We start from the raw sequence: 19365 nt of genomic DNA, 5'->3' as shown, positions 1-19365 counted from the left end.
GGGGTCCCCCCTCTGGGGGAGTTCGAGGAGCGGGGGTCCAGGGGGGCAGAGCCCCCCGGGCGGAGCCCCTTCAGGATGGGACGGGTCGGGGCGGCGGGGGCGAAAACCCGGCCCGCACCCGACACCGTACGGACACAACGAGAGGTACCCGACGTGCACGACGATCTCATCGCCCGGGCCCAGGCGTGGCTCGCCGAGGACCCCGACGCGGAGACCCGCGACGAGCTCGCGGGTCTCATCGAGGCCGGGGACGTCACAGGGCTGGGCGAGCGTTTCGCCGGCACGCTCCAGTTCGGTACGGCCGGTCTGCGCGGTGAGCTGGGCGCCGGCCCGATGCGCATGAACCGCTCGGTCGTCATCCGCGCGGCGGCGGGTCTCGCCGCGTACCTGAGGAAGAACGGTCAGGCCGGCGGGCTGGTCGTAGTCGGCTACGACGCCCGCCACAAGTCCGCCGACTTCGCCCGCGACACCGCCGCCGTGATGACGGGCGCGGGCCTGCGCGCGGCCGTCCTGCCCCGCCCCCTCCCCACCCCCGTCCTCGCCTACGCCATACGGCACCTGGGCGCGGTCGCCGGTGTGGAGGTCACCGCCAGCCACAACCCGCCCCGCGACAACGGCTACAAGGTGTACCTCGGCGACGGCTCGCAGATCGTTCCGCCGGCGGACGCGGAGATCGCGGCCGAGATCGACGCGATCGCCGCCCTCGCCGATGTCCCCCGCCCCGACTCCGGCTGGGAAACGCTCGACGACGCCGTCCTCGACGCCTACCTCGCCCGCACGGACGCCGTCCTGACCGCCGGGACCCCGCGCACCGCCCGCACCGTCTACACGGCGATGCACGGCGTCGGCAAGGACGTCCTGCTGGCCGCGTTCGCCCGCGCCGGCTTCCCTGAGCCGGTGCTCGTCGCCGAGCAGGCCGAGCCCGACCCGGACTTCCCGACCGTCGCCTTCCCCAACCCGGAAGAGCCCGGCGCGATGGACCTGGCCTTCACCAAGGCCCGCGAGACCGAGCCGGACCTGATCATCGCGAACGACCCCGACGCCGACCGGTGCGCGGTGGCCGTCAAGGACGGCGCCGACTGGCGCATGCTCCGCGGCGACGAGGTCGGCTCCCTCCTCGCCGCCCACCTCGTCCGGCGCGGCGCACAGGGCACGTTCGCCGAGTCGATCGTGTCGTCGTCCCTGCTCGGGCGGATCGCCGAGAAGGCGGGACTGCCGTACGAGGAGACGCTCACCGGCTTCAAGTGGATCGCCCGCGTGGACGGTCTGCGCTACGGCTACGAAGAGGCCCTCGGCTACTGCGTCGACCCCGACGGCGTACGCGACAAGGACGGCATCACCGCGGCCCTCCTCGTCACCGAGCTGGCGTCCGAGCTGAAGGAGCAGGGACACACACTTCTCGACCTCCTCGACGACCTCGCCGTGGAGCACGGCCTGCACGCCACCGACCAGCTCTCCGTCCGCGTGGACGACCTGTCGGTCATCGCGGACGCCATGCGGCGCCTGCGCGAGCAGCCGCCGACCGAGCTGGCGGGACTGGCCATCACCGACGCCGAAGACCTGACGCGGGGCACGGACAGGCTGCCGCCCACGGACGGCCTGCGCTACACGCTCGACGGCGCCCGGGTCGTCGTACGCCCCAGCGGCACGGAGCCGAAGCTGAAGTGCTACCTGGAGGTCGTCGTGCCGGTCGCCGCGCACGACGGGCTGCCCGCGGCACGCGCGACGGCCGCCGAGCTGCTGGACGCCATCAAGCGGGACCTTTCCGCGGCGGCCGGCATCTGAGCCGTAGACACCCCTGGTTCACCGGGAGTTGGGCTGTCGCTTGCTCCTCGGACGCCCGCTGAGGCGGCAGTCGCCGCAGGCTGTAACCGCGGTATGGGTGCTCTCCTTGCCCCCCTTGGAGGCATCCGCCCCCAGGCGTTCCGCCGCCCCAACACATCAGGCGGGACTCCGGCATACCGCGTGTAAGGGCCCGGCACGGGGTTCAGACCCACATGAGTCAGCTGAACTCTGTGCCGGGTCCCTCGTGTGTCAGGGATGTGCCTTGTCAGCCAGTGGGCGTGACGGATGCCTCGGAAGCGGCGGCGGTGGTGTCGGACGGGGTGGGTTCAGGGGTCGTCCCGGTGGGTGTGGGGGATGCCGGGGTTTCGGTGGACGGCCCGGGATCCGGGGTGGCGGTCTCCGTGGGTGTCTCCGTGGGTACGGGCTCGGAGGCTGTGGGTGATTCTGCGGGGGTCTCGCTCGGGGTGTCGCTGGGCGTGGGCTCGGCCGTCGGGCTCGGAGTGGTGGTCGGCGTGGGGCTGGCGCTCGGCAACGGCGGGGAGGGCAGGGACGGCTTGGGGGACGCCGGCCGAGTGGGCGTGGCGGGCGAGGGCGACGGCGTGGCACTGTCGCCGGGCGCGGTGGTGTCCGGGGCCTCGGGGATGTCCCCGCCTCCCACATCGCCTTCGCGTACGGGCCTCCTGGGCGGCGTGGTGCCACCCGCTCCGGGGCTCTTGGGAACGACACCCTCGCCGTCGGGCACAGTGTGCACACCGCGCAGGTAGAACTCCATCCAGCCGAGGACGAGGTTGAGGTAGTCGCGCGAGTAGTTGTAGCTGAGGATCGCCCGCTCGAGTCCCGCCGCGGTGCCCAAGTCCCGCTTGCCCGCGCACAGGTAGTGACCGGCGGCGAGGGCGGCGTCGTGGATGTTGTTGGGGTTCGCGGTGCCGTCGCCGTTGCCGTCGGCACCCCACGTCTTCCATGTAGTCGGCAGGAACTGCATCGGCCCCACGGCCCGGTCGTAGACGGCGTCCCCGTCCCATGCGCCACCCTCGCTGTCGAGGATCAGCGCGAAGCCGTTGCCGTCGAGGGCCGGTCCGGTGATCCGGGTGAGGGTGTCGCCGTTCGCCGCGACGGCGCCGCCGCCCGCGTGCCCCGACTCGACCTTGCCGATCGCGGCGAGCAGTTCCCAGCGCAGACCGCAGCCGGGGTCCGTACGGCCGACCGACTGCGCGGCCTTCCGATAGGCGCCGAGCACACTCACCGGCAGACCGGCCTCCGCCGCGACCTGCTGCTCAGAGGCCGTCACGGCTTTCTCGCCCCACAGCTTCTCGGCGCCCGACACGCCGTTCAGCGGCGGTAGTTCGACGTGGTAGGAGTCGTCGCCCTGCGAGGGAACCTCCGGCAGCGGGGCGTCCGGCGCCACGAATCCACCGGGCACCCTCATCCCCTCGTCCTCCCCCGCCGCCCGAGTCGCCCCTACGGGCCCCGGCGCCTGGGAACCCGCGGTGAGCAGAGCCGCGGCAACCGTGGCGAACGTGGCAACGGCCGTACCGCGCAGGCCACGCCGGGTGCGCAGCCGTGCGCCCACTCGGCGGAAGGGTCTGGTGAGCGGACGGGACATGAAGTCACTCCTGACGGTCGGGAGTTCGAGGCGCATAGGCCCATCGGGGGCGCACGGGGCGTGAGGTGCCAGTTCCGGTTGCCGCGCCCGACGCTAGACAGCGGGCGACCGCGGCGGGACGCCTGGCCGACTCCGGAGGGCTAAGGGGAGATGAACAACTGGCGGATGTGACGGGGGTGTCGGCGAGGCTATGACTCGACCCGCGTGAGATAGCTGAATCCCGTGTTCGGGCCGACGCAGGACTGGAGCGTCAGGTCGCCCCAGTAGAGGCCGCTGGAGGGCGTACCGCGGCCGGGCGATACGTAGTTGGCGTAGACGCGGTACTTGAAGGTGCCGCGCGGGGTGGTGGCGGTGACCGTCGTGCCCACCGGCAACTTGGCGAACTGCGCGAAGCCGCAGTAGTCGTGGCCGACGATGACGGTGGTGCGCAGCGCGTGGCCGTCCTCCGTCCCCAGGTCGGGCCCGGTCCACTGCACGGCGTCGTCGCAGGCGTCCACCGCGTCCTGCCCACCGCGGACGACCTCGGTGGACCAGGAGCCCACCCGCAGGGTGGTCGAGCCGTCCTCGCTGCGCCCACCGAACGCCTCCGCGCGGGGCACGGCGGACGGCTTCGGCGAGGGCTTCACGGGCGTGCTGCGGGGGCGCGAGGGGGCGGACGGGGGCGCGGTGGCGGACAGGTCCGGGAGCTTCGCCTTCGGGATGGTGGTGGGCTTGCCGGGGGACGGCGGGGGTTGGCGGGTGGATGCCGTGGGAGCGGGTTCAGGCGTGACGGTTGGGGTCGGTGTGCCGTGGCGGGTCGGCTCGGTCGGCGTTGTGGGCACCTGATCGGGAGACGGGACGGTGGCCGGGGCGCTCGCGGGCGGGCCCGCGAGCGACTTGTCGTCGACGCCGGGAACGGCACATCCCGCCAGGGCGGCGGACGCGACCACGGCCACGGTCACGAGGGCGGTGGTACGGGCCACCGTACGGCCGGATCGTCCCGTGGTCGTCACGCTCAGAACCTCCTGTTCCAGGGCCGTTCCCTCAGCCGAAGCGGCCGTTCACGTAATCCGTCGTGCGCGGGTCCTGCGGGCTGTTGAACATCGCGTCGGTGGCGCCGTGTTCGACGATGACTCCCGGGGTGCCTTGCGCCGCCAGGAAGAACGCGCATTGGTCGGAGACTCGGGCCGCCTGCTGCATGTTGTGGGTGACGATGACGATCGTGACCTCTCCGGAGAGCTCGTGGATCGTCTCCTCGATGCGTCGCGTGGAGGTCGGGTCGAGCGCCGAGCACGGCTCGTCCATCAGCAACACGCGCGGACGTACCGCCAGCGAGCGCGCGATGCACAGGCGCTGCTGCTGGCCGCCGGAGAGCGCGCCGCCGGGCTGGCGGAGGCGGTCGCGGACTTCCTTCCAGAGGCCCGCCTTGGTCAAGCACTCCTCGACCAGCCAGTCCTTGTCCTCGCGGCCCGCCTTGATGCCGGCGAGCTTCAGGCCGGCCGTGACGTTGTCGTAGATCGACATCGCGGGGAAGGGGTTGGGCTTCTGGAAGACCATGCCGATCTGGCGGCGGGCGTGGGTGATGCGGCGGCCACGGTCGTAGATGTCGTCGCCGTCGAGGAGCACCCGGCCTGCGAGGGAGGCGGAGCCGACCAGTTCGTGCATGCGGTTGAGGATCCGCAGGAACGTGGACTTGCCGCAGCCGGACGGGCCGATGAGCGCGGTGACCTTGCGGGCCGGCATGGTCAGCGAGACCTGTTCGAGGACCTTGTGGTTGCCGAACCAGGCCGAGATGGCGTCGGCCTCCAGGGTGGCCGGGTTGCTGTCCGCGGTGGCCGCGCCGAGCTTGGGTGATCTGACGGCCGTCATACTTCTCGTCGGATCGAGGATCTCGTCGGCGAGGGTGTCGGTCGTGTCGGTGGTGTCGGACATGATGGCTGAACTCCTCGGCGGTCAGAGCAGGTTGGGCAGAAGGCGGGTGGCGGCGCTGGAGACGGCGAGGCCGAAGGCGGCCAGTACGGGTACGCCGACGATCCACGTCTGCCAGCGGCCCCACGCGCGATACGCGGCCATGGTGAGCAGGGCGGCCAGGAGCAGCCCCTGCGACCAGAGGAAGACCGGGAGCCAGGCGGTGTCCTCACTGCCCAGGGACTGCTCGGAGTCGTCTATCCAGCCGGGGGCGAGCGGGCGCGGCGGAGCGGGCTGTACGTCGCTCGTGAGCGTCGCGTCGACGCGGATCGTGCCGGAGGGGGTGTACGGCCTGCCCTCGGCGGTGATGAGCGTGAGCCGGCCCTCGTCCTGCTTGAGCGTGGGCGGCAACGGGTCGCCCTCGCGGCGGATGGCCGTGACCTCGTAGGTGGCCGTGCCCTGACCGGTCGTCACCCGGATCTCGGTGCCTACGGGCAACTCGTGCAGGCTGTTGAACGGGCTGCCGTATCCCCACTGGCGGCCCATGATCACGCTCGTGCCGGCCTGTCCCGGCAGCGGGGTGTCCCGGCGGTGGCCGGGGCCCGACATCAGCACACCGGAAGCGGTGCCTTCCGCGACGACTTCCTTCAGGCCCAGGGCCGGAATGCGCAGCAGCGCGACGGGCGCGCCCGGATCCAGCAGCTTGCCGTCGTACGTCTGCTGGCCCACCGGCGCGACACCGAGGGCGAGTTGACGGCGGAACTCGTCGTACGCGGTCTGCTGGTCGCGGGAGTGCTGGAGGTGGCCCACGATCGTGAGGTTGGCGGCGAAGCCGAGCAGCAGGGCGGCGAGCACGCACAGCGCGGCCCCGGCGAACGCGAAGCCTGCGCGTTCCGCGCGCGGCGCCCCGGAGCTGCGCTCGGGCTCGGGCTCGGGGGAAGGCTCCGGCGCCGGCGGCGCCACGGCCGGCGGGGGCGGGGACAGCACGGTCACGGGGTGCGCTCCTGTGAAGAAGGGTGGAGTGGAGAAACGGGGGCGCGGGCGGCGGGGTGGGGGCCCGCCGCCCGTGCTCCGTCGGTGTGTTACGCGTTCGGGTCGCCGAAGTTCAGCAGCCCGTTGCGGCGGCCGTAGCGCACGAAGGCGATGCCGGCCGCGGTGAGGACGATGGCGCCGATGCCGGAGAAGAGCGCGATCTGGCTACCGGTGGAGGCGAGGCCGCCCTGCGGCGAGGTGCCGCCGGAGGTGGAGTCGCCGCCGGTGGTGCTTCCTCCGTCGGCCGCGCCGGACGTCGTGCCCGATGTGGTGCCGGACGTGTCGCCCGAAGGGTCGTCGCTCGGCTCACCGGAGGGGTCGTCCGACGGGTCGTCGGAGGGTTCGTCCGACGGGTCGTCGCCGGGGGACTCGGAGGACGGGGCGGGCACGGTGAACGGCACGGCCGCCAACGTACCGTCGGTAACAACTTCGCCTGTGCAGCCCGGGCTGAGCGTCCACGCGCTATCACCCTCGACCGCGTCATCCGGAATGGCGAGTTCCTGCCAGGTCACGGTTCCGCCGGCGTCGGACTTCGCGCTGGGGAACTCGGCGTCGTTCCGTTCCATGGCAAGGGCGAATGTCGTATCAGGCTGGCATCTCCGGACGATGAGCTTCACCTTCTGCCCCCGCTCCAGTGCGGGGTTTTCGGCCAGCCGCTTGCCCGATCCGTCCTGCATCTCGTACCGCGCCAACCGCACCTGCACTCTGGCCGACGCGGATTCGGAGGACCCGAACTTCGTGGCATCCGTCGGCGTGAATCGGGCGACGATGTCGTGGGACCCTTCGGACAGCGTCTTCGTCTTGAACTCGGCCTTGCCGTTGGCGACCGTGGCCTCACCCAGCGATGTCTCGCCTTCCAGGAATGCCACGGTGCCGGCTGCATCCGTCGGTGTGACCGTCGCGGTGAGCGTTACCTCCTGGCCGATCTCGGCGTCGAGGTCATCGGCGCCCAGAACAACGCTGGTGGCCTGCACGCCCTCCCCGACCATCCAGGTGTCGCCGGACACACTGATCTTCTGCGACCAGTACGGCTCACCCGGGGCAAAGCCCCCAAAATCGTCCCTGCACCGTACACGCAGCTCGTAGGTGCCATCGCTGTTGAGAACATTCGACAGATCGAGCACCGTCATGCCCGGGTTGTCCTCAGGGGCCAGCGAAACCGTTGAGGTCGGTTCACTGTAGGGCGACCCGTCCCTGATGTTGTCCAGCGCGCGGACCTCCTGACCATCGGGACCGACCACTCCGAGGACAAGGTCGTAGTTGAAGGGGATTGTTTCGCCGCCGTCCTCGAACACCGGGCAGGCCGCGGGGAGTTGGATGGAACCGGCGAACGGCTGCGAATCGGTCACCTTGCCGGTGTTCGGCGTCATCGTGAACTCGCCGACCGACGCCGCCCGGGCAGGCTGGGACTGGGACGCCACCAGGGCCACAACGCCCAGGGCGAGCACGGCGCAGGCGGCCACGATGGCGGCCGCTCTTCGGAACGGGTGTAGCACTGTCATTGCGAAGGCCCCCCGGGGGACGGTCGATTGATGGATACCGGGACAGCACGTGGGGCCGGGCACCCCGAGGGTGCCCGGCCGTCACGCGAGGATCAGACGACGATCACGAGTTCAGGCCGCCCGTGACATTGCGCGCGTTGCAGTTGGAGATGGGGCCGAAGCCGTAGGTCGTGATGGTGGTGGACGCCGCACAGATGTCCGCGAGCGCTTCGGAGACCGCGGGCTCGTTCAGCCGGGACGTCTGAACGACGTTGTAGACGTCACGGGAGAAGACGAAGCTCGGGTTGAGCGCGAGCGCGGCGCCCGAGCCGGTGGTGGGAGCCTGGCCGTCGATGTTGCGCAGACGCGACTCACCACGACGGTTCGGGACGTCCGCGATGCTCTTGCCCTGGGCGATCCACTGAGCGACCGAGTACGGCATGAGCTGGTTGGCAGCGGTGATCGCCGTACCGTCGTGCTCCTGGGCGTTCTGGTTGACGCAAGAGCCGATCGTGTCCGACGCGGTGAACCCGATCGAGTCCAGCCAGTACTGCCGCGTACCGGAGCCGGCCTGCGGCAGCAGCGGCGCCACGGTGACCGTGTTGCCGGAGGCGTTCGTGTAGGTGCAGTTCAGGTAGATCTGCTTCAGCTGCGCCTTGGTCAGGTTCGTCGGCACGGTGCTGCCGAGGTCCGTGGCGTAGGTGACGGCGTCACGGGCGAAGGGGACGTAGGTGAGGTCGGTGCCGGGCACGGAGGCCTTCGGGCCACGCGAGGAGCGGGCCATGTCGATGCAGGTGGTGCCACCGTTGGCGATGTCCTCGGACAGCCGGGCGACGCCGTTGCTGGAGCCGTTGGTCTGGGCGCGGGTGTACGAGCAGCCAGTGGCCTTGGTGTTGTACGGGTCGGAGAGGCCGCCGATGGCGTTCCACGACGCCATGAGCTTGTTGCCGCCGGCGTCCACGACAGCGGTGCCGTTGGCGAGGCCGTTCATGACGTACTGCGTGGTGTCCGAGCCGACCACGGCCAGGGTGCGGTAGTCGGTCGACGTGGACGGGTCCGCAGAGGCCGGAGCGGCCAGGATGCCGAGACCGAGAGCCGCGGCGCCGAAAGCAGCACCGACCTTGGCGTAGGACTTGACGTTCACTTCTGAACCCCTTGCTTTCTGGATTTTCGAAGGCTGGACGTTCAAGCTGAATCCGGATTTTCGTGCTGCCGACCCGTCGGTCGGCCACCGGATACATTTCCAGAATTTGACACGGCGGCCAACCAATTCCCGACGAGGGACAGGTTACGGGGAGGCTTCCTAGGCGCCTCCTAGGGAGTCCGCCGTTGCGCGTAGCGAAGCATTACGGGACCTGCCAGTCCTGCTGCTCCACCTACAAACAGAACGGCAAGAAGGATCCAGCGGATAATGCCGAGGATGTCGCCGGGTGTGATTCCTGGCTCGGCTTGTGCGACATTCTGCTGAGACCCTGACGTGGGAGGCGCGGAGCCATTCGGAGCGGAGGCTGCCGACGCCGACGAGCCGGGGTCGTCGCCGCCGCCCGGTCCACCTGCGGACGCTCCCCCGCCGGCCGTACCGGAGGAGGTCCCTCCGCCGGTGCCGGCTCCGCCTGCCGGTCCCCCTGAACCGTTCGGATCGTCGCTCGACGGATCGCTCCCGGGGTCGCCGCGCTCCAGGTCGTCGGCCGCAGCCTTGGCCTGCTGGCGCAGCTTCGCCGGCAACGGTGCGTAGCCGGGGGAAGTTCGCCGACCGACAGGCCCTGCGTCTGGCCCGGTCCCGCGGCGTACCTGATGAATTCCGCGTAAGCCTTGCGGTCCTTCGCGTCTTGGTTCACCGAGGCCGCGGCGTAAGTCACGGCAGTCAACGGATAGGCCCGACCCTTCGCCCGCGCCGGATCGGGCTTGAGCACATCGGAGTTGTCCGACCACGGTTGCATGGCGTTGACGCCCGCCTGAAGTGTGTCGCCCGAGGGCTTCACGAAGTTTCCGTCCCCGTTACGCAGGGCCGCAGTCTGCAACCCGTAACGTTCCGCCGACGCGGCATCGACGATCGCCATTGCACTACGAAAGCCCGGCGTCGGAGGCACGTTGACGACCTTGGCCGGGATTTCGCCGTCCCTGATCGCATACAGGGTGGTGCGACCGCTGTTGCCTCGTCGGGCCTTCACGGCTCCGTCGTGCAGGTCAGCCGTATACGGGTCCAGGTCCAAGATTGTGTAGGTAACGGATTCTGAGAGCGGGTCGTTGAATCTGTTGTCGATTGCCGGCGCTACTGTCGGGTCCGACTTGGGGTAGTCAGTCAGGTCCGCAAGATCCAAGTCCTTGTAGTACTTATTGACCACCATGCCATGGGGATCCGGCTTCCCCGAGAGGAAATCCCGGGCTTCTTTGTCCGACTGAAGCCAGTTCCATATCACTCGCGCTGTGTCGGAATTCCCTTGCGGGACCATGAGACTCAATGGTGCGGTTGTAATGCGCAACTCGGCAAATTCCGGATTGAGGTTCAAGAATTCCTCATCCAGAGTGTAATACAGTGGATTGTCTTTGAGATGCTCGGGCGGGGCCGGCTCACCAGGTGGGCAGGGAGAGGTGTTGCAGACATTCGTCCATGGGACATCTCTCACGTAGGAGTGAGTGAGCATCTTGGCCACAAGCCGCGGAGTCAGCTTCATTTCCTGTAGCACACCGGACGGAGTTTCGATGAAGAACGCGATCACGAGCCCGGACACTGCCACCGGTGCATGCACGACCCGTGGTCCATCTACCGACTGAGCCACCGGATCGACGGTGATGCCCATGGCGGGCGTCTCCTCGGTCGTGCTCAGCACCTCGTTCCTGGCAGCGTCCTCGGGCCCGCGGTTGAAGGTGAAGGTGTTCCCCGTGGACGTGCACAACTTCGGCGCCCACGACGAGACGGCATCGTCTGCGAGTTCGGAGCCGGGTACGGCTCGCTCGGGCTGGCCCTCCGGGCAGTACTCGTCGACCGGCTGAAAGTCCAGGCGGAAGACCATCCGCTGAGCCCAGTTCGTCGCAGACAGCGGCGAGGAACGGAGCTGGTTGGTAGTGCCGTCGGGGTTGGTGATTTCTACGCCGTTGGCGTCGTGGGTGCCGCGTGGCACGACCACCAGCCAGCAAGGGCGCGGGGCGGGGGTATTACCGGCGGCCGCCGCGTTCACACCGCAGCCGAGGTAGTCCGCTTGAATCCCGTCCTGCACCTCGAATTCCGTTTCGCCCGTGCCGTTCGCAAAGGTCCGGACAGCCTTCTGCTCGTTGGTGTCCAGGGGACCGAAGTAGGTGTAGTCCGTCGCGGACGTGGTGGGTGGCTCACCATTGGCCGGGCGAAAGGGGACGAAGGGAAGCGAACCCGTGTACTTCTCGTCCTCCTCGGGGTCCTCGTCACTACCCGGAAGCGTCCCGGTCCCATAGCGCACAACCCGGCCGATTCCAGCCCCGCCCGTGGTAGCGGCACCGAAGGCACACTGCTCCCGATCAGGACCGGAAGGGTCATCACCCCAGCACTGCATGATCTGCAGGTAGTTGATGTTGTACAGGGTGCTCGGCGCCGTCGGCGCCCCACCCTCCCAACTGACCCGCACACTCTGCGAGCGCAGATTCTTCGTCTGGTGAACGGTCACCTTCAGATCGGAGAAGTCGTCGTACTTCCCCTTCTTCCCCGACTTCGTCACCGCGGAGTCCTCACCGGTCGCCGCCGCAGCCGGCGTCGTCCCCGGCGGCACCGGCAACAACGCCACCACGAGCGCGGCCAGCAGACAGCCCACGGCGATAAGAATGCGCGGCCGGGGCTTGGTCAGCACAGTCGTCATGCCACACCCCCCTTACGACGCGTCCGGCTGGCCATCAGACGCCCGACGACCGGTGGCCCGACGACCACGCCGACCAGCAGCGCGGCCGACAGCGCCATCAGCGCCGTACGCAGACCGAGGGCGTCGTCCGCGCCCAGGGAGACCGGGCTGGCGGCGACGGAGGTGTCCCCGGTGGCCTGGTCGCCGCTGATGACCTCGCCGGTGTCGGGGTCGACGACCGTGCCGCCGGTCGCTGCGCCCGCGCCGCCGGTGCTGCCTGCCGTATCACCGCCGGAGCCGCCCGTGGCGCCTCCCGAGCCCGTGGAGCCCGATCCGCCCGTCGATCCCGAGCCACCGGTCGAGCCGGAGCCGCCCGAGCTCGAACCGCCCGAGCCGGACCCACCCGAACTGCCCCCGTTGACCGGCGTCTCGTTCTTGTTGCCGCCGGTACCCGTCTTGCACTGGTCCGGGCCCTTCTTGTCGCACGCCGCCGGGTAGGGCGCGCTCTCGATCAGGGTGTTCCGCCCGCCGGAGAACGTCGGGTTGTTGCACTTGCTGATGTCGATCCTGCTCGAGTCGGCACCAGGGATCTTCCGCGTCTGCGCCATCGCCGCTTCCACCAGGTTCTTCGGCAGCGGCGAGTAGCCGAGCCGGTCGGCCTGCTGCTGGCCGTCGCAGAGGAAGTAGTTGTTGAACGCGCTCAGCGTCTTCCCCTTGGCCGCGGTGAAGCCGCTCTCCACCTTGGTCGGGATGATCATGTAGCTGTAGCTGGAGAGCGGGTAGGTGCGCCGGTCCCCGAAGGTGTAGACACTGTCCAGGTTCTGGGTCAGGTAGTTCGCGGAGCGCGGGTCATTGTTGATCCGGGCCTTGGTCAGGGCGACTGCGACGCTGGAGGCGGTCGGCTCGACGTAGTAGCCGGACCTGTTGAGCACCTTGGCCACCGGGAAGCCCGCGTTCCTGGCGTACGAGTACTCGACGTAGGTGATGGCGCCTTCGGCCTGGGACTGCTTCGTGTAGCCCGCGACACCGAGTGAACTGGACTGGGCGACGAAGCCGGAGCCGGGGACCACGGGGAAGTACGACGTCAGGCCGCAGGGGGTCTGCTTGCCCGCGCGGCGGCAGTAGTCGTTCCACAGCGAGCCGTGCTGCTTGGACATCCACAGGGTGAACTGCGCGGTCGTACCCGAGCCGTCGGAGCGGACGACCGGGACGATACGCCGGGCCGGCAGGGCCAGCTTGGGGTTGTCCGCCTTGATCTCCGGAGCGTTCCACTGGGTGAGCTTGCCGGTGAAGATCTTGGTGAGGACGTCACCGGACAGCCGCAGGTTGGTGACCTGCCTGCCGCCGATCTTCAGGTTGTACATGAACGACGTACCGCCGGCCACGATCGGTATGTAGGCGTACTTGCGGGTGGGCGGCGGGTCCGACTGGCCGAGGTCGTTGAGGCCGTAGGGGATCTCGGACACACCGAAGTCGGAGGTGCCGTTCTTGAACTGCTGGCGGCCGACCGACGAGCCGACCGCCGAGTAGTTCACGGTCATGCCCTGCTGGCGGACGTTGCGGCGCCACTGCTCGATCGCGTTGGCACTCCAGGTCGAGCCGGAGCCGCTGATCTTGGTGTAGGTGGCCGCGGAGGCATTCGGTGGGTTGATGGCCAGCAGCGCGCAGACCGCGGCGACGAACAGCGCCAGCGCCTGGTACACGCGCGTAGCGCGCGAACGACGGACAGGTGCGGGTTTCACGAAGTGCTCCTCGTCGGTGCGGGACGGTCTGACGGCTGGTCTGCGGGGGGCTTCGCCGCGAAACGCTTCGCGTCACGGCGGGACGCCTTGACGCGACGGTGTTCCTGGCGGCGGGTGAGCTGGCCCGGTCCACGGCCGCCGAGGACACGGGCGATGACGAACAGGACGAGCACCAGCACCAGAAGCACCGCCGCGGTGCCGAAACCGCGGGCGATGTAGGTGGGCTCGGGGGACTTGACGAGTTCGAAGGCCGCCAGCGGCAGCGACACCATCGGGTCGTGGAGCGGGTTGGCGTTGAGCTCCGCCGTGTAGCCGGCGGTCAGCAGCACCGGCGAGGTCTCGCCGACGCCGCGGGCCGTGCCCAGGATGATCGCCGTGGTGAGGCCGGACCGGGAGGTGGGCAGCACGACGTGCCAGACCGTGCGCCAGCGGGAGGTGCCGAGTGCGTACGACGCCTCGCGCAGCGTTCCGGGCACCAGCCGGATCACCACGTCCGCCGCGCGGATGATGATCGGCAGCATCATCACGCAGATCGCCAGCGCGGCGGCGAGGCCGGAGCGGTCGAAGCCCAGCGCCAGGATGAAGGTCGCGTAGATGAACAGGCCGGCGACGATGGACGGCAACGCCGTCATCGCCTCGACCATGGTGCGGACGAACCGGCTGAAGGCGCCCGGCACTTCGTTGAGGAAGACCGCGCACACCAGCCCGGCCGGGATGCAGATCAGCAGGGCGATGGAGATCTGCCACAGCGTGCCGACGATCGCGTGCAGGATGCCGCCGACGCTGAGCGGCTCGACCGGACCCGCGTCGGCCATCGACTCCGTATAGAAGTTCAGGTGCGGCAGCGCGTCGCGGCCCTCCCAGAGGGTGTAGACGACCACGAACGCCAGCACGGCCAGCATCACTATGCCGAGGCTCTGGATGATGGCGGCGGCCACCCGGTCGCGCACCGCGGGGCCGTCCTCGTCGAAGGAGACCAGCAGCGCGTACAGGCCGATGAAGAGCACGTAGGCGATGACGACGAAGCCCAGTGCGCCGTTGAAGGGCAGCATCCGGTCGAACATCAGCCAGGTGATGCAGAGGGCGGCGGCGCCGGCGCCGAGCATGGCGTACACGTCGGTGGCGCGCAGCGTGGCCAGGTTGCGGCGCGACTCGGTGCGTGTCTTGCGGCGTGCGGGCAGGGTGGTGCCGGGCGCCGGCGGTTTCGCGGGACTCGTCCGCGGTCCCTGGTCGCCGGGCGGGCTCTGTGCGGTGGTGACGGTCATCGTGCTCGGTCTCCTAGGAGTCGCTCGCCGCGCCGGAACGGCTGCGGGCGACGATCGACGACGCGACGAAATTGACGACGAGGGTCATCAGAAAGAGCGCGAGGCCCGCGGCCATCAGCGCCGACATGCCGATTTCGCTCGCCTCGCCGTAGCGCAGGGCGATCAGCGAGGACACCGAGCTGGTGCCGTTCTGCAGGATGTGCGGCTGGATCACGAACAGCGGCGAGATGATCAGGTACACGGCGATCGTCTCGCCGAGCGCCCGGCCCAGGCCCAGCATGGTGCCGCCGATCATGCCGCCCTTGCCGAAGGGCAGGACGACGCTGCGGATCATGCCCCAGCGGTTCGCGCCGAGTGCGTACGCCCCTTCCCGCTCGCCGACCGGAGCCTGCGAGAACACCTCCCGCATCACCGAGCAGATGATCGGCGCGACCATCAGCGACACGACCATGCCGGCGATGAAGGAGCCGGAGGTGTAGACGGTGGCGGTGGCGAGCGGGTCCCCCGGATCGGCGCCGTCGACCTTGAAGAGCGGTATCCAGCCGAAGTACGTGGAGATCCAGCGCGACAGGGTGACCACGTGGCCCTGGAAGAAGAACAGGCCCCACAGGCCGTAGACCACCGACGGTACGGCGGCCATCAGGTCCACGATGCTGATGAGGGTCTGCTTGATCCGCGGCGGCGCGTACTCGGAGATGTAGAGCGCGGTGCCCAGTGCCAGCGGTACCGCGAAGACGATGGCGACGAGTGCGATGAGGATCGTGCCGACGAGGACGGCCGCGATACCGAAGTTGCCCCCGTCGGGCTCCCAGGCCTCGGTGGTGATGAAGCCCCACTTCGCGATGGACAGCGCCTGCCAGGCCCGGTACGTCAGAAAGCCGCCGACGAGCAGCATGATGGCCAGCACGAGGGCGCCGCCCCCACGCAGGACGCCTCGGAAAACGCGGTCGGGCACGCCCGTGTCGGCGTGCAGGCGTCTCGGAGGGTCGTCCGCCGGAACCACAGGTCGCTCATACATTCGCGTCGTCACATGTGCCGACGCTCCTGAGGCCTGGTGGACTTCTGCGCACACGGACGTGAACGAGACGACCCCGAGAGGCAACATCCGGGATTGACGTGAACGCGGCGACGCAGGAGCACAAAAGAGGCCGGGACCCGCCTTCTCGGCGGGCCCCGGCCCCTCCCGTGAATCGCCGAGCCCCTGGCTCGGCCGGCTCAGTCCATGTCGTCCCAGGCGATCACGCCCCCCGAACCGAGATCGCCCAGGAGCGCCCGGAACCGCTCATACGCGGCCTGGCACGTCGAGTGCCGCTCATAAGAACGCGACGACACCGCCAGAGCGCCGCCGGCCGGTTCACGAAGTCGCCAGACCCAGCCGTTTCCTTCGGAGGTGTGGTGCACGCCCCCCGGTAAACCCTCGACTCCCGCGCACATTTCCTCGAACGCCGCTCTGCACTCGGCGTAGCTGCGGTACGTCAGGGCCGCTACGGCGACCACCCGCCCGTTCGTGGCCGTGAGCCGCCACAGGTAACTGCCGTCTGCGGATATGTCTATTTGGCAGCGCGTGCCGGGTACGGCCGCGCCCCCTGTCTTGCCGCCATCCATCCCCACCCCTGCGGATCCCGTCTTCAGGAAGGCCGCATGCGCCGACGATGGTTCGCCGTTCATGCGGCACCCGCAGGGTAGTGAGACACGAGTGACAGCGTTCGCCCTGCCCCAAGCGCACCCGGCATGCTTCATTCGAAAGTTGCCCCTCGTTCACACAGCGGCCCCATGGCGGGCGCGAGAGGGGAACGAGGGCCCTCCGGCGGCCGTCGCGCGGCGGCCGCCGGACCCGCGGTGCGCGTAGGTGGTCGCCAGGTCCGCTGAAATTCCGGTTGAGTTTTCCCCTCGGTTTTCCGTGGAATCGGCGCACCCGATATTCGGCCGCACATCCTTTCCCGAAAAATCGGCAACCTTCTTCACTCCGCCGCCAAAAACGTTCCGAAATCTCCACGACATGAGTACGCTGCACACGTCAATTCGGGCCCGCCGAACGGGGATTGGCGGGTCGTGGCATTCAAACTTGGGGAATTCGGATGCGCATTTACTCTGCTGCCGTCGCCGCGTGCGGCGTCATAGCCCTGTCCGCACTCGCCGTTCCGGCCGCCCAGGCGGACGAGCAGTTCGGCGACACCGACATCACCGGCGTCGTCGTCAACAGCGGTAACCCCGTCGTCGTCGGTACGAGCGCGAGAACCGTCACCGTCAAGGTCACCGCGACCGACCCGGCAGGCTTCGACACGATCAACGCCACGCTGTACCACGGCTCGTACGACGCCCAGGACGCCACCGTGGCCTCGACGGCGGCCTGCGGGCCGACGGCCGCCGCGACCAGCACCTGCACCCTGACCTTCGACCTGGCCCCCGGCACCGCCCCGGCCAACGACGCGCTGGCCGGCTCCTGGAGCGTGAGCGCCTTCGCGATCGCCGCCGACGGCGACGCCGAGTTCCTGGACAGCGCGGCCACCTTCTCCCTGCAGCGCGACACCAAGCTCACCGTCGACGCCACCCCCGAGCCGGTGAAGCGGGGCAAGGTCCTCACCGTCAAGGGCGGCATGCAGAACGCCGGCTGGGCGAACGGCACGAACGTCGCCGCCGAGGCCGGCCAGTCCGTGGCTCTGCAGTTCCGCGAGAAGGGCTGCACCACCTACACCACCGTCAAGACCGTCAAGACCGCCGCCGGCGGCACCCTCTCCACCACCGTCCGCGCGTACTCCGACGGTGACTACCGCTGGTCCTACGCCGGCACGGACAAGACCGCGGCCGCTGTGTCCGAGGGCGACTTCGTGGACGTGCGCTGAACCCTGAGAAAGTGGACGTGCGCTCAACCTGAGAAAGACGTGCGCTCAACCTGAGAAAGCGGTGCCGGGCGGCCCACACGGGCGGCCCGGCATCGATCATCCGGCCTGCGGGGATCGCCCGTCAGCCCACCGCCAGCAGAATCGCCAGCAGCACCGCGCCCGCCGCCGCGGGGCCCACGATCTCGTACGCCCAGCGCACGACAATCCCCTCGTCCTGCGCGGTCACCGCCGCCCCCCGGGCCTCCTGCAGCTCACGCAGATCGTCCATGGCCTGGTCGCTCGCCGCCCGGGTCGGGCCGTCCGGCACGTTCCGGAGACCACCCTGCACGAGGCCACGCGTGGTGTCCTCGCCGCTCGCCATCGCTCTCGCCTCGCGCCGGGCCGCCTTCTTGCGGGCGCGCAGCGATACCGGGATGGCCCAGAGCTGGAACTTCTTGCCGGACCGGTCGACGACCTCGTTCGAGTAGCCCGAGCGCAACGAGGCGACCTGTCCCCACGGCAGCACGATCACGCGGAAGGGGTTGCGGATGCGGAGGCGGTCCTCGTTCGCGTACACGGCGGGGCGCACGGTGAAGGCGACGATCAGCGGGACGACGAGGATCATCGCGGCGAGGGCCAGCCAGGGGGTGCGGCCGTTGCCCTGGAACAGGGCGTCGATGCCGAGCCAGGCGACGAGGCCCAGCAGGAGGACGCCGCCTGCGATGCCGCCGGAGGATCGGAAGACGCGGTCCTTGTTCTCGGGGTCCGGGGTGGTCATGCCGTTGATTCTGCCCCATGCCTGCGGCGGCTCGGCCGATGCGCCTGGGCGCCGTGGAGGGGACGACCGTACGCGGGTGCAGGTGCGTTGTGGCTGGTCGCGCAGTTCCCCGCGCCCCTTCACGTTGGACACCTCCCCCTCTCCTAGAAGGAACCCTTTCTCGGGGTGTACAGCCGCTACGCGCGTAGATATGCTCGTCTGGTGACCATGCCCACCACTGCACACACCCTCACGGACGTGGCGGCCTCCGAGAGCACGCTGCGCCGCTTCCTCCATGGGCTGCCCGGCGTCGACGCGGTCGGCCTGGAGGCGCGTGCCGCCTCGCTCGGTACCCGTTCCATCAAGACGACCGCGAAGGCGTACGCCATCGACCTCGCCATCTCGATGGTCGACCTGACGACGCTGGAAGGCGCGGACACTCCGGGCAAGATCCGGGCGCTCGGCGCCAAGGCGGTCCGCCCCGACCCGACCGACCGTACGGCCCCCGCCACGGCCGCGGTCTGCGTCTACCCCGACATGGTGCCCGCCGCGAAGGCGGCCGTCGCCGGCTCCACGGTCAAGGTCGCCTCCGTCGCCACCGCCTTCCCGGCGGGCCGCGCGCCGATCGCCGTCAAGCTGGCCGACGTGCGGGAAGCCGTCGCCGCGGGCGCCGACGAGATCGACATGGTCATCGACCGCGGGGCCTTCCTCGCGGGGAACTACATGAAGGTGTACGACGAGATCGTCGCCGTGAAGGAGGCCTGCGGGGCGAGTGCCCGCCTGAAGGTCATCTTCGAGACCGGCGAGCTGTCGACGTACGACAACATCCGGCGCGCGAGCTGGCTCGGCATGCTGGCGGGCGCCGACTTCATCAAGACGTCGACCGGCAAGGTCGCCGTCAACGCCACTCCCGCGAACACACTCCTCATGCTGGAGGCCGTGCGCGACTTCCGTCTCCAGACCGGCATCCAGGTCGGCGTGAAGCCCGCCGGCGGCATCCGCACCTCCAAGGACGCGATCAAGTTCCTGGTCCTGGTGAACGAGACCGCCGGGGAGGACTGGCTGCACAACCACTGGTTCCGCTTCGGCGCGTCCTCGCTCCTGAACGATCTGCTGATGCAGCGTCAGAAGCTGGCCACCGGCCGCTACTCCGGTCCCGACTACGTGACGGTGGACTGATCCATC

15 protein-coding genes are annotated in these 19365 nt (G+C 69.5%); 3 read left to right on the top strand and 12 right to left on the bottom strand.

Annotation, left to right across the window (positions count from 1 at the left end; genetic code table 11):
* Positions 1 to 153 precede the first annotated feature (153 nt).
* Positions 154 to 1785: a phospho-sugar mutase gene (locus QQY66_RS30960; RefSeq protein WP_301983556.1), complete on the top strand. Its 1632-nt coding sequence runs from the start codon at positions 154 to 156 to the stop codon at positions 1783 to 1785.
* Positions 1786 to 2050: 265 nt separating this feature from the next.
* Here QQY66_RS30960 and QQY66_RS30955 read toward each other — a convergent pair whose 3' ends face one another.
* The 11 genes from QQY66_RS30955 to QQY66_RS30905 all read right to left on the bottom strand — a co-directional run bounded on the left by QQY66_RS30955 (position 2051) and on the right by QQY66_RS30905 (position 16269).
* A complete protein-coding gene (locus QQY66_RS30955; RefSeq protein ID WP_301983555.1) occupies positions 2051 to 3388 on the bottom strand; it encodes a lytic transglycosylase domain-containing protein in 1338 nt (445 codons plus the stop codon).
* Between the two features lie 188 nt (positions 3389 to 3576).
* Positions 3577 to 4380 carry a hypothetical protein gene (locus QQY66_RS30950; protein WP_301983553.1) on the bottom strand — a complete coding sequence of 268 codons (804 nt, stop codon included), beginning with the start codon at positions 4378 to 4380 and terminating at the stop codon, positions 3577 to 3579.
* Positions 4381 to 4411: 31 nt separating this feature from the next.
* Positions 4412 to 5236 (bottom strand): phosphate ABC transporter ATP-binding protein, encoded by an 825-nt coding sequence (locus QQY66_RS30945; protein WP_301987556.1) that lies wholly within the window; start codon positions 5234 to 5236, stop codon positions 4412 to 4414.
* Positions 5237 to 5320: 84 nt separating this feature from the next.
* Entirely contained in the window at positions 5321 to 6268 is a 948-nt protein-coding gene (locus QQY66_RS30940; RefSeq protein WP_301983552.1) for a sortase, read from the bottom strand.
* A gap of 89 nt (positions 6269 to 6357) precedes the next feature.
* Entirely contained in the window at positions 6358 to 7809 is a 1452-nt protein-coding gene (locus QQY66_RS30935) for an Ig-like domain-containing protein (RefSeq protein WP_301983551.1), read from the bottom strand.
* Between the two features lie 103 nt (positions 7810 to 7912).
* Positions 7913 to 8932 (bottom strand): hypothetical protein, encoded by a 1020-nt coding sequence (locus QQY66_RS30930; protein ID WP_301983550.1) that lies wholly within the window; start codon positions 8930 to 8932, stop codon positions 7913 to 7915.
* 232 nt (positions 8933 to 9164) lie between these two features.
* Positions 9165 to 11615, bottom strand: a complete 2451-nt coding sequence (locus QQY66_RS30925) for a hypothetical protein (protein WP_301983549.1) — start codon at positions 11613 to 11615, stop codon at positions 9165 to 9167.
* Complete coding sequence (pstS, locus tag QQY66_RS30920) at positions 11612 to 13336, bottom strand: phosphate ABC transporter substrate-binding protein PstS (protein WP_301983548.1); 1725 nt, start codon at positions 13334 to 13336, stop codon at positions 11612 to 11614. The genes QQY66_RS30925 and pstS overlap by 4 nt, the downstream gene beginning before the upstream one ends.
* On the bottom strand, positions 13333 to 14601 hold the full coding sequence (gene pstA, locus QQY66_RS30915; protein WP_301983547.1) for a phosphate ABC transporter permease PstA: 1269 nt from the start codon (positions 14599 to 14601) through the stop codon (positions 13333 to 13335). Before pstA ends, pstS begins: the two co-directional genes overlap by 4 nt.
* A gap of 13 nt (positions 14602 to 14614) precedes the next feature.
* A complete protein-coding gene (gene pstC, locus QQY66_RS30910; protein WP_301983546.1) occupies positions 14615 to 15556 on the bottom strand; it encodes a phosphate ABC transporter permease subunit PstC in 942 nt (313 codons plus the stop codon).
* Between the two features lie 260 nt (positions 15557 to 15816).
* Positions 15817 to 16269 (bottom strand): DUF1508 domain-containing protein, encoded by a 453-nt coding sequence (locus tag QQY66_RS30905; protein ID WP_301983545.1) that lies wholly within the window; start codon positions 16267 to 16269, stop codon positions 15817 to 15819.
* A gap of 410 nt (positions 16270 to 16679) precedes the next feature.
* On the opposite strand from QQY66_RS30905, the gene QQY66_RS30900 reads away from it, so the two are divergent.
* The gene (locus tag QQY66_RS30900; protein WP_301983544.1) at positions 16680 to 17444 is read left to right on the top strand and encodes a calcium-binding protein; all 765 of its coding nucleotides are present in this window, start codon (positions 16680 to 16682) and stop codon (positions 17442 to 17444) included.
* 121 nt (positions 17445 to 17565) lie between these two features.
* Here the strand turns inward: QQY66_RS30900 and QQY66_RS30895 are convergent, their stop codons facing one another.
* Positions 17566 to 18201: a PH domain-containing protein gene (locus QQY66_RS30895; RefSeq protein WP_301983543.1), complete on the bottom strand. Its 636-nt coding sequence runs from the start codon at positions 18199 to 18201 to the stop codon at positions 17566 to 17568.
* Between the two features lie 207 nt (positions 18202 to 18408).
* On the opposite strand from QQY66_RS30895, the gene deoC reads away from it, so the two are divergent.
* Positions 18409 to 19359: a deoxyribose-phosphate aldolase gene (gene deoC, locus QQY66_RS30890; protein ID WP_301983542.1), complete on the top strand. Its 951-nt coding sequence runs from the start codon at positions 18409 to 18411 to the stop codon at positions 19357 to 19359.
* Positions 19360 to 19365 lie beyond the last annotated feature (6 nt).

The organism is Streptomyces sp. DG2A-72 (assembly GCF_030499575.1).
Lineage (GTDB): Bacteria > Actinomycetota > Actinomycetes > Streptomycetales > Streptomycetaceae > Streptomyces.
This window is presented reverse-complemented; position numbering and strand designations above follow the sequence as displayed.

What these genes read in the sequence shown, in the direction of transcription:
- QQY66_RS30955 (WP_301983555.1), bottom strand. Translation starts at nt 3,388, where the DNA reads ATGTCCCGTCCGCTCACCAGACCCTTCCGCCGAGTGGGCGCACGGCTG.
- QQY66_RS30945 (WP_301987556.1), bottom strand. Translation starts at nt 5,236, where the DNA reads ATGACGGCCGTCAGATCACCCAAGCTCGGCGCGGCCACCGCGGACAGC.
- QQY66_RS30935 (WP_301983551.1), bottom strand. Translation starts at nt 7,809, where the DNA reads ATGACAGTGCTACACCCGTTCCGAAGAGCGGCCGCCATCGTGGCCGCC.
- QQY66_RS30925 (WP_301983549.1), bottom strand. Translation starts at nt 11,615, where the DNA reads ATGACGACTGTGCTGACCAAGCCCCGGCCGCGCATTCTTATCGCCGTG.
- pstA (WP_301983547.1), bottom strand. Translation starts at nt 14,601, where the DNA reads ATGACCGTCACCACCGCACAGAGCCCGCCCGGCGACCAGGGACCGCGG.
- QQY66_RS30905 (WP_301983545.1), bottom strand. Translation starts at nt 16,269, where the DNA reads ATGAACGGCGAACCATCGTCGGCGCATGCGGCCTTCCTGAAGACGGGA.
- QQY66_RS30900 (WP_301983544.1), top strand. Translation starts at nt 16,680, where the DNA reads ATGCGCATTTACTCTGCTGCCGTCGCCGCGTGCGGCGTCATAGCCCTG.
- QQY66_RS30895 (WP_301983543.1), bottom strand. Translation starts at nt 18,201, where the DNA reads ATGACCACCCCGGACCCCGAGAACAAGGACCGCGTCTTCCGATCCTCC.
- deoC (WP_301983542.1), top strand. Translation starts at nt 18,409, where the DNA reads ATGCCCACCACTGCACACACCCTCACGGACGTGGCGGCCTCCGAGAGC.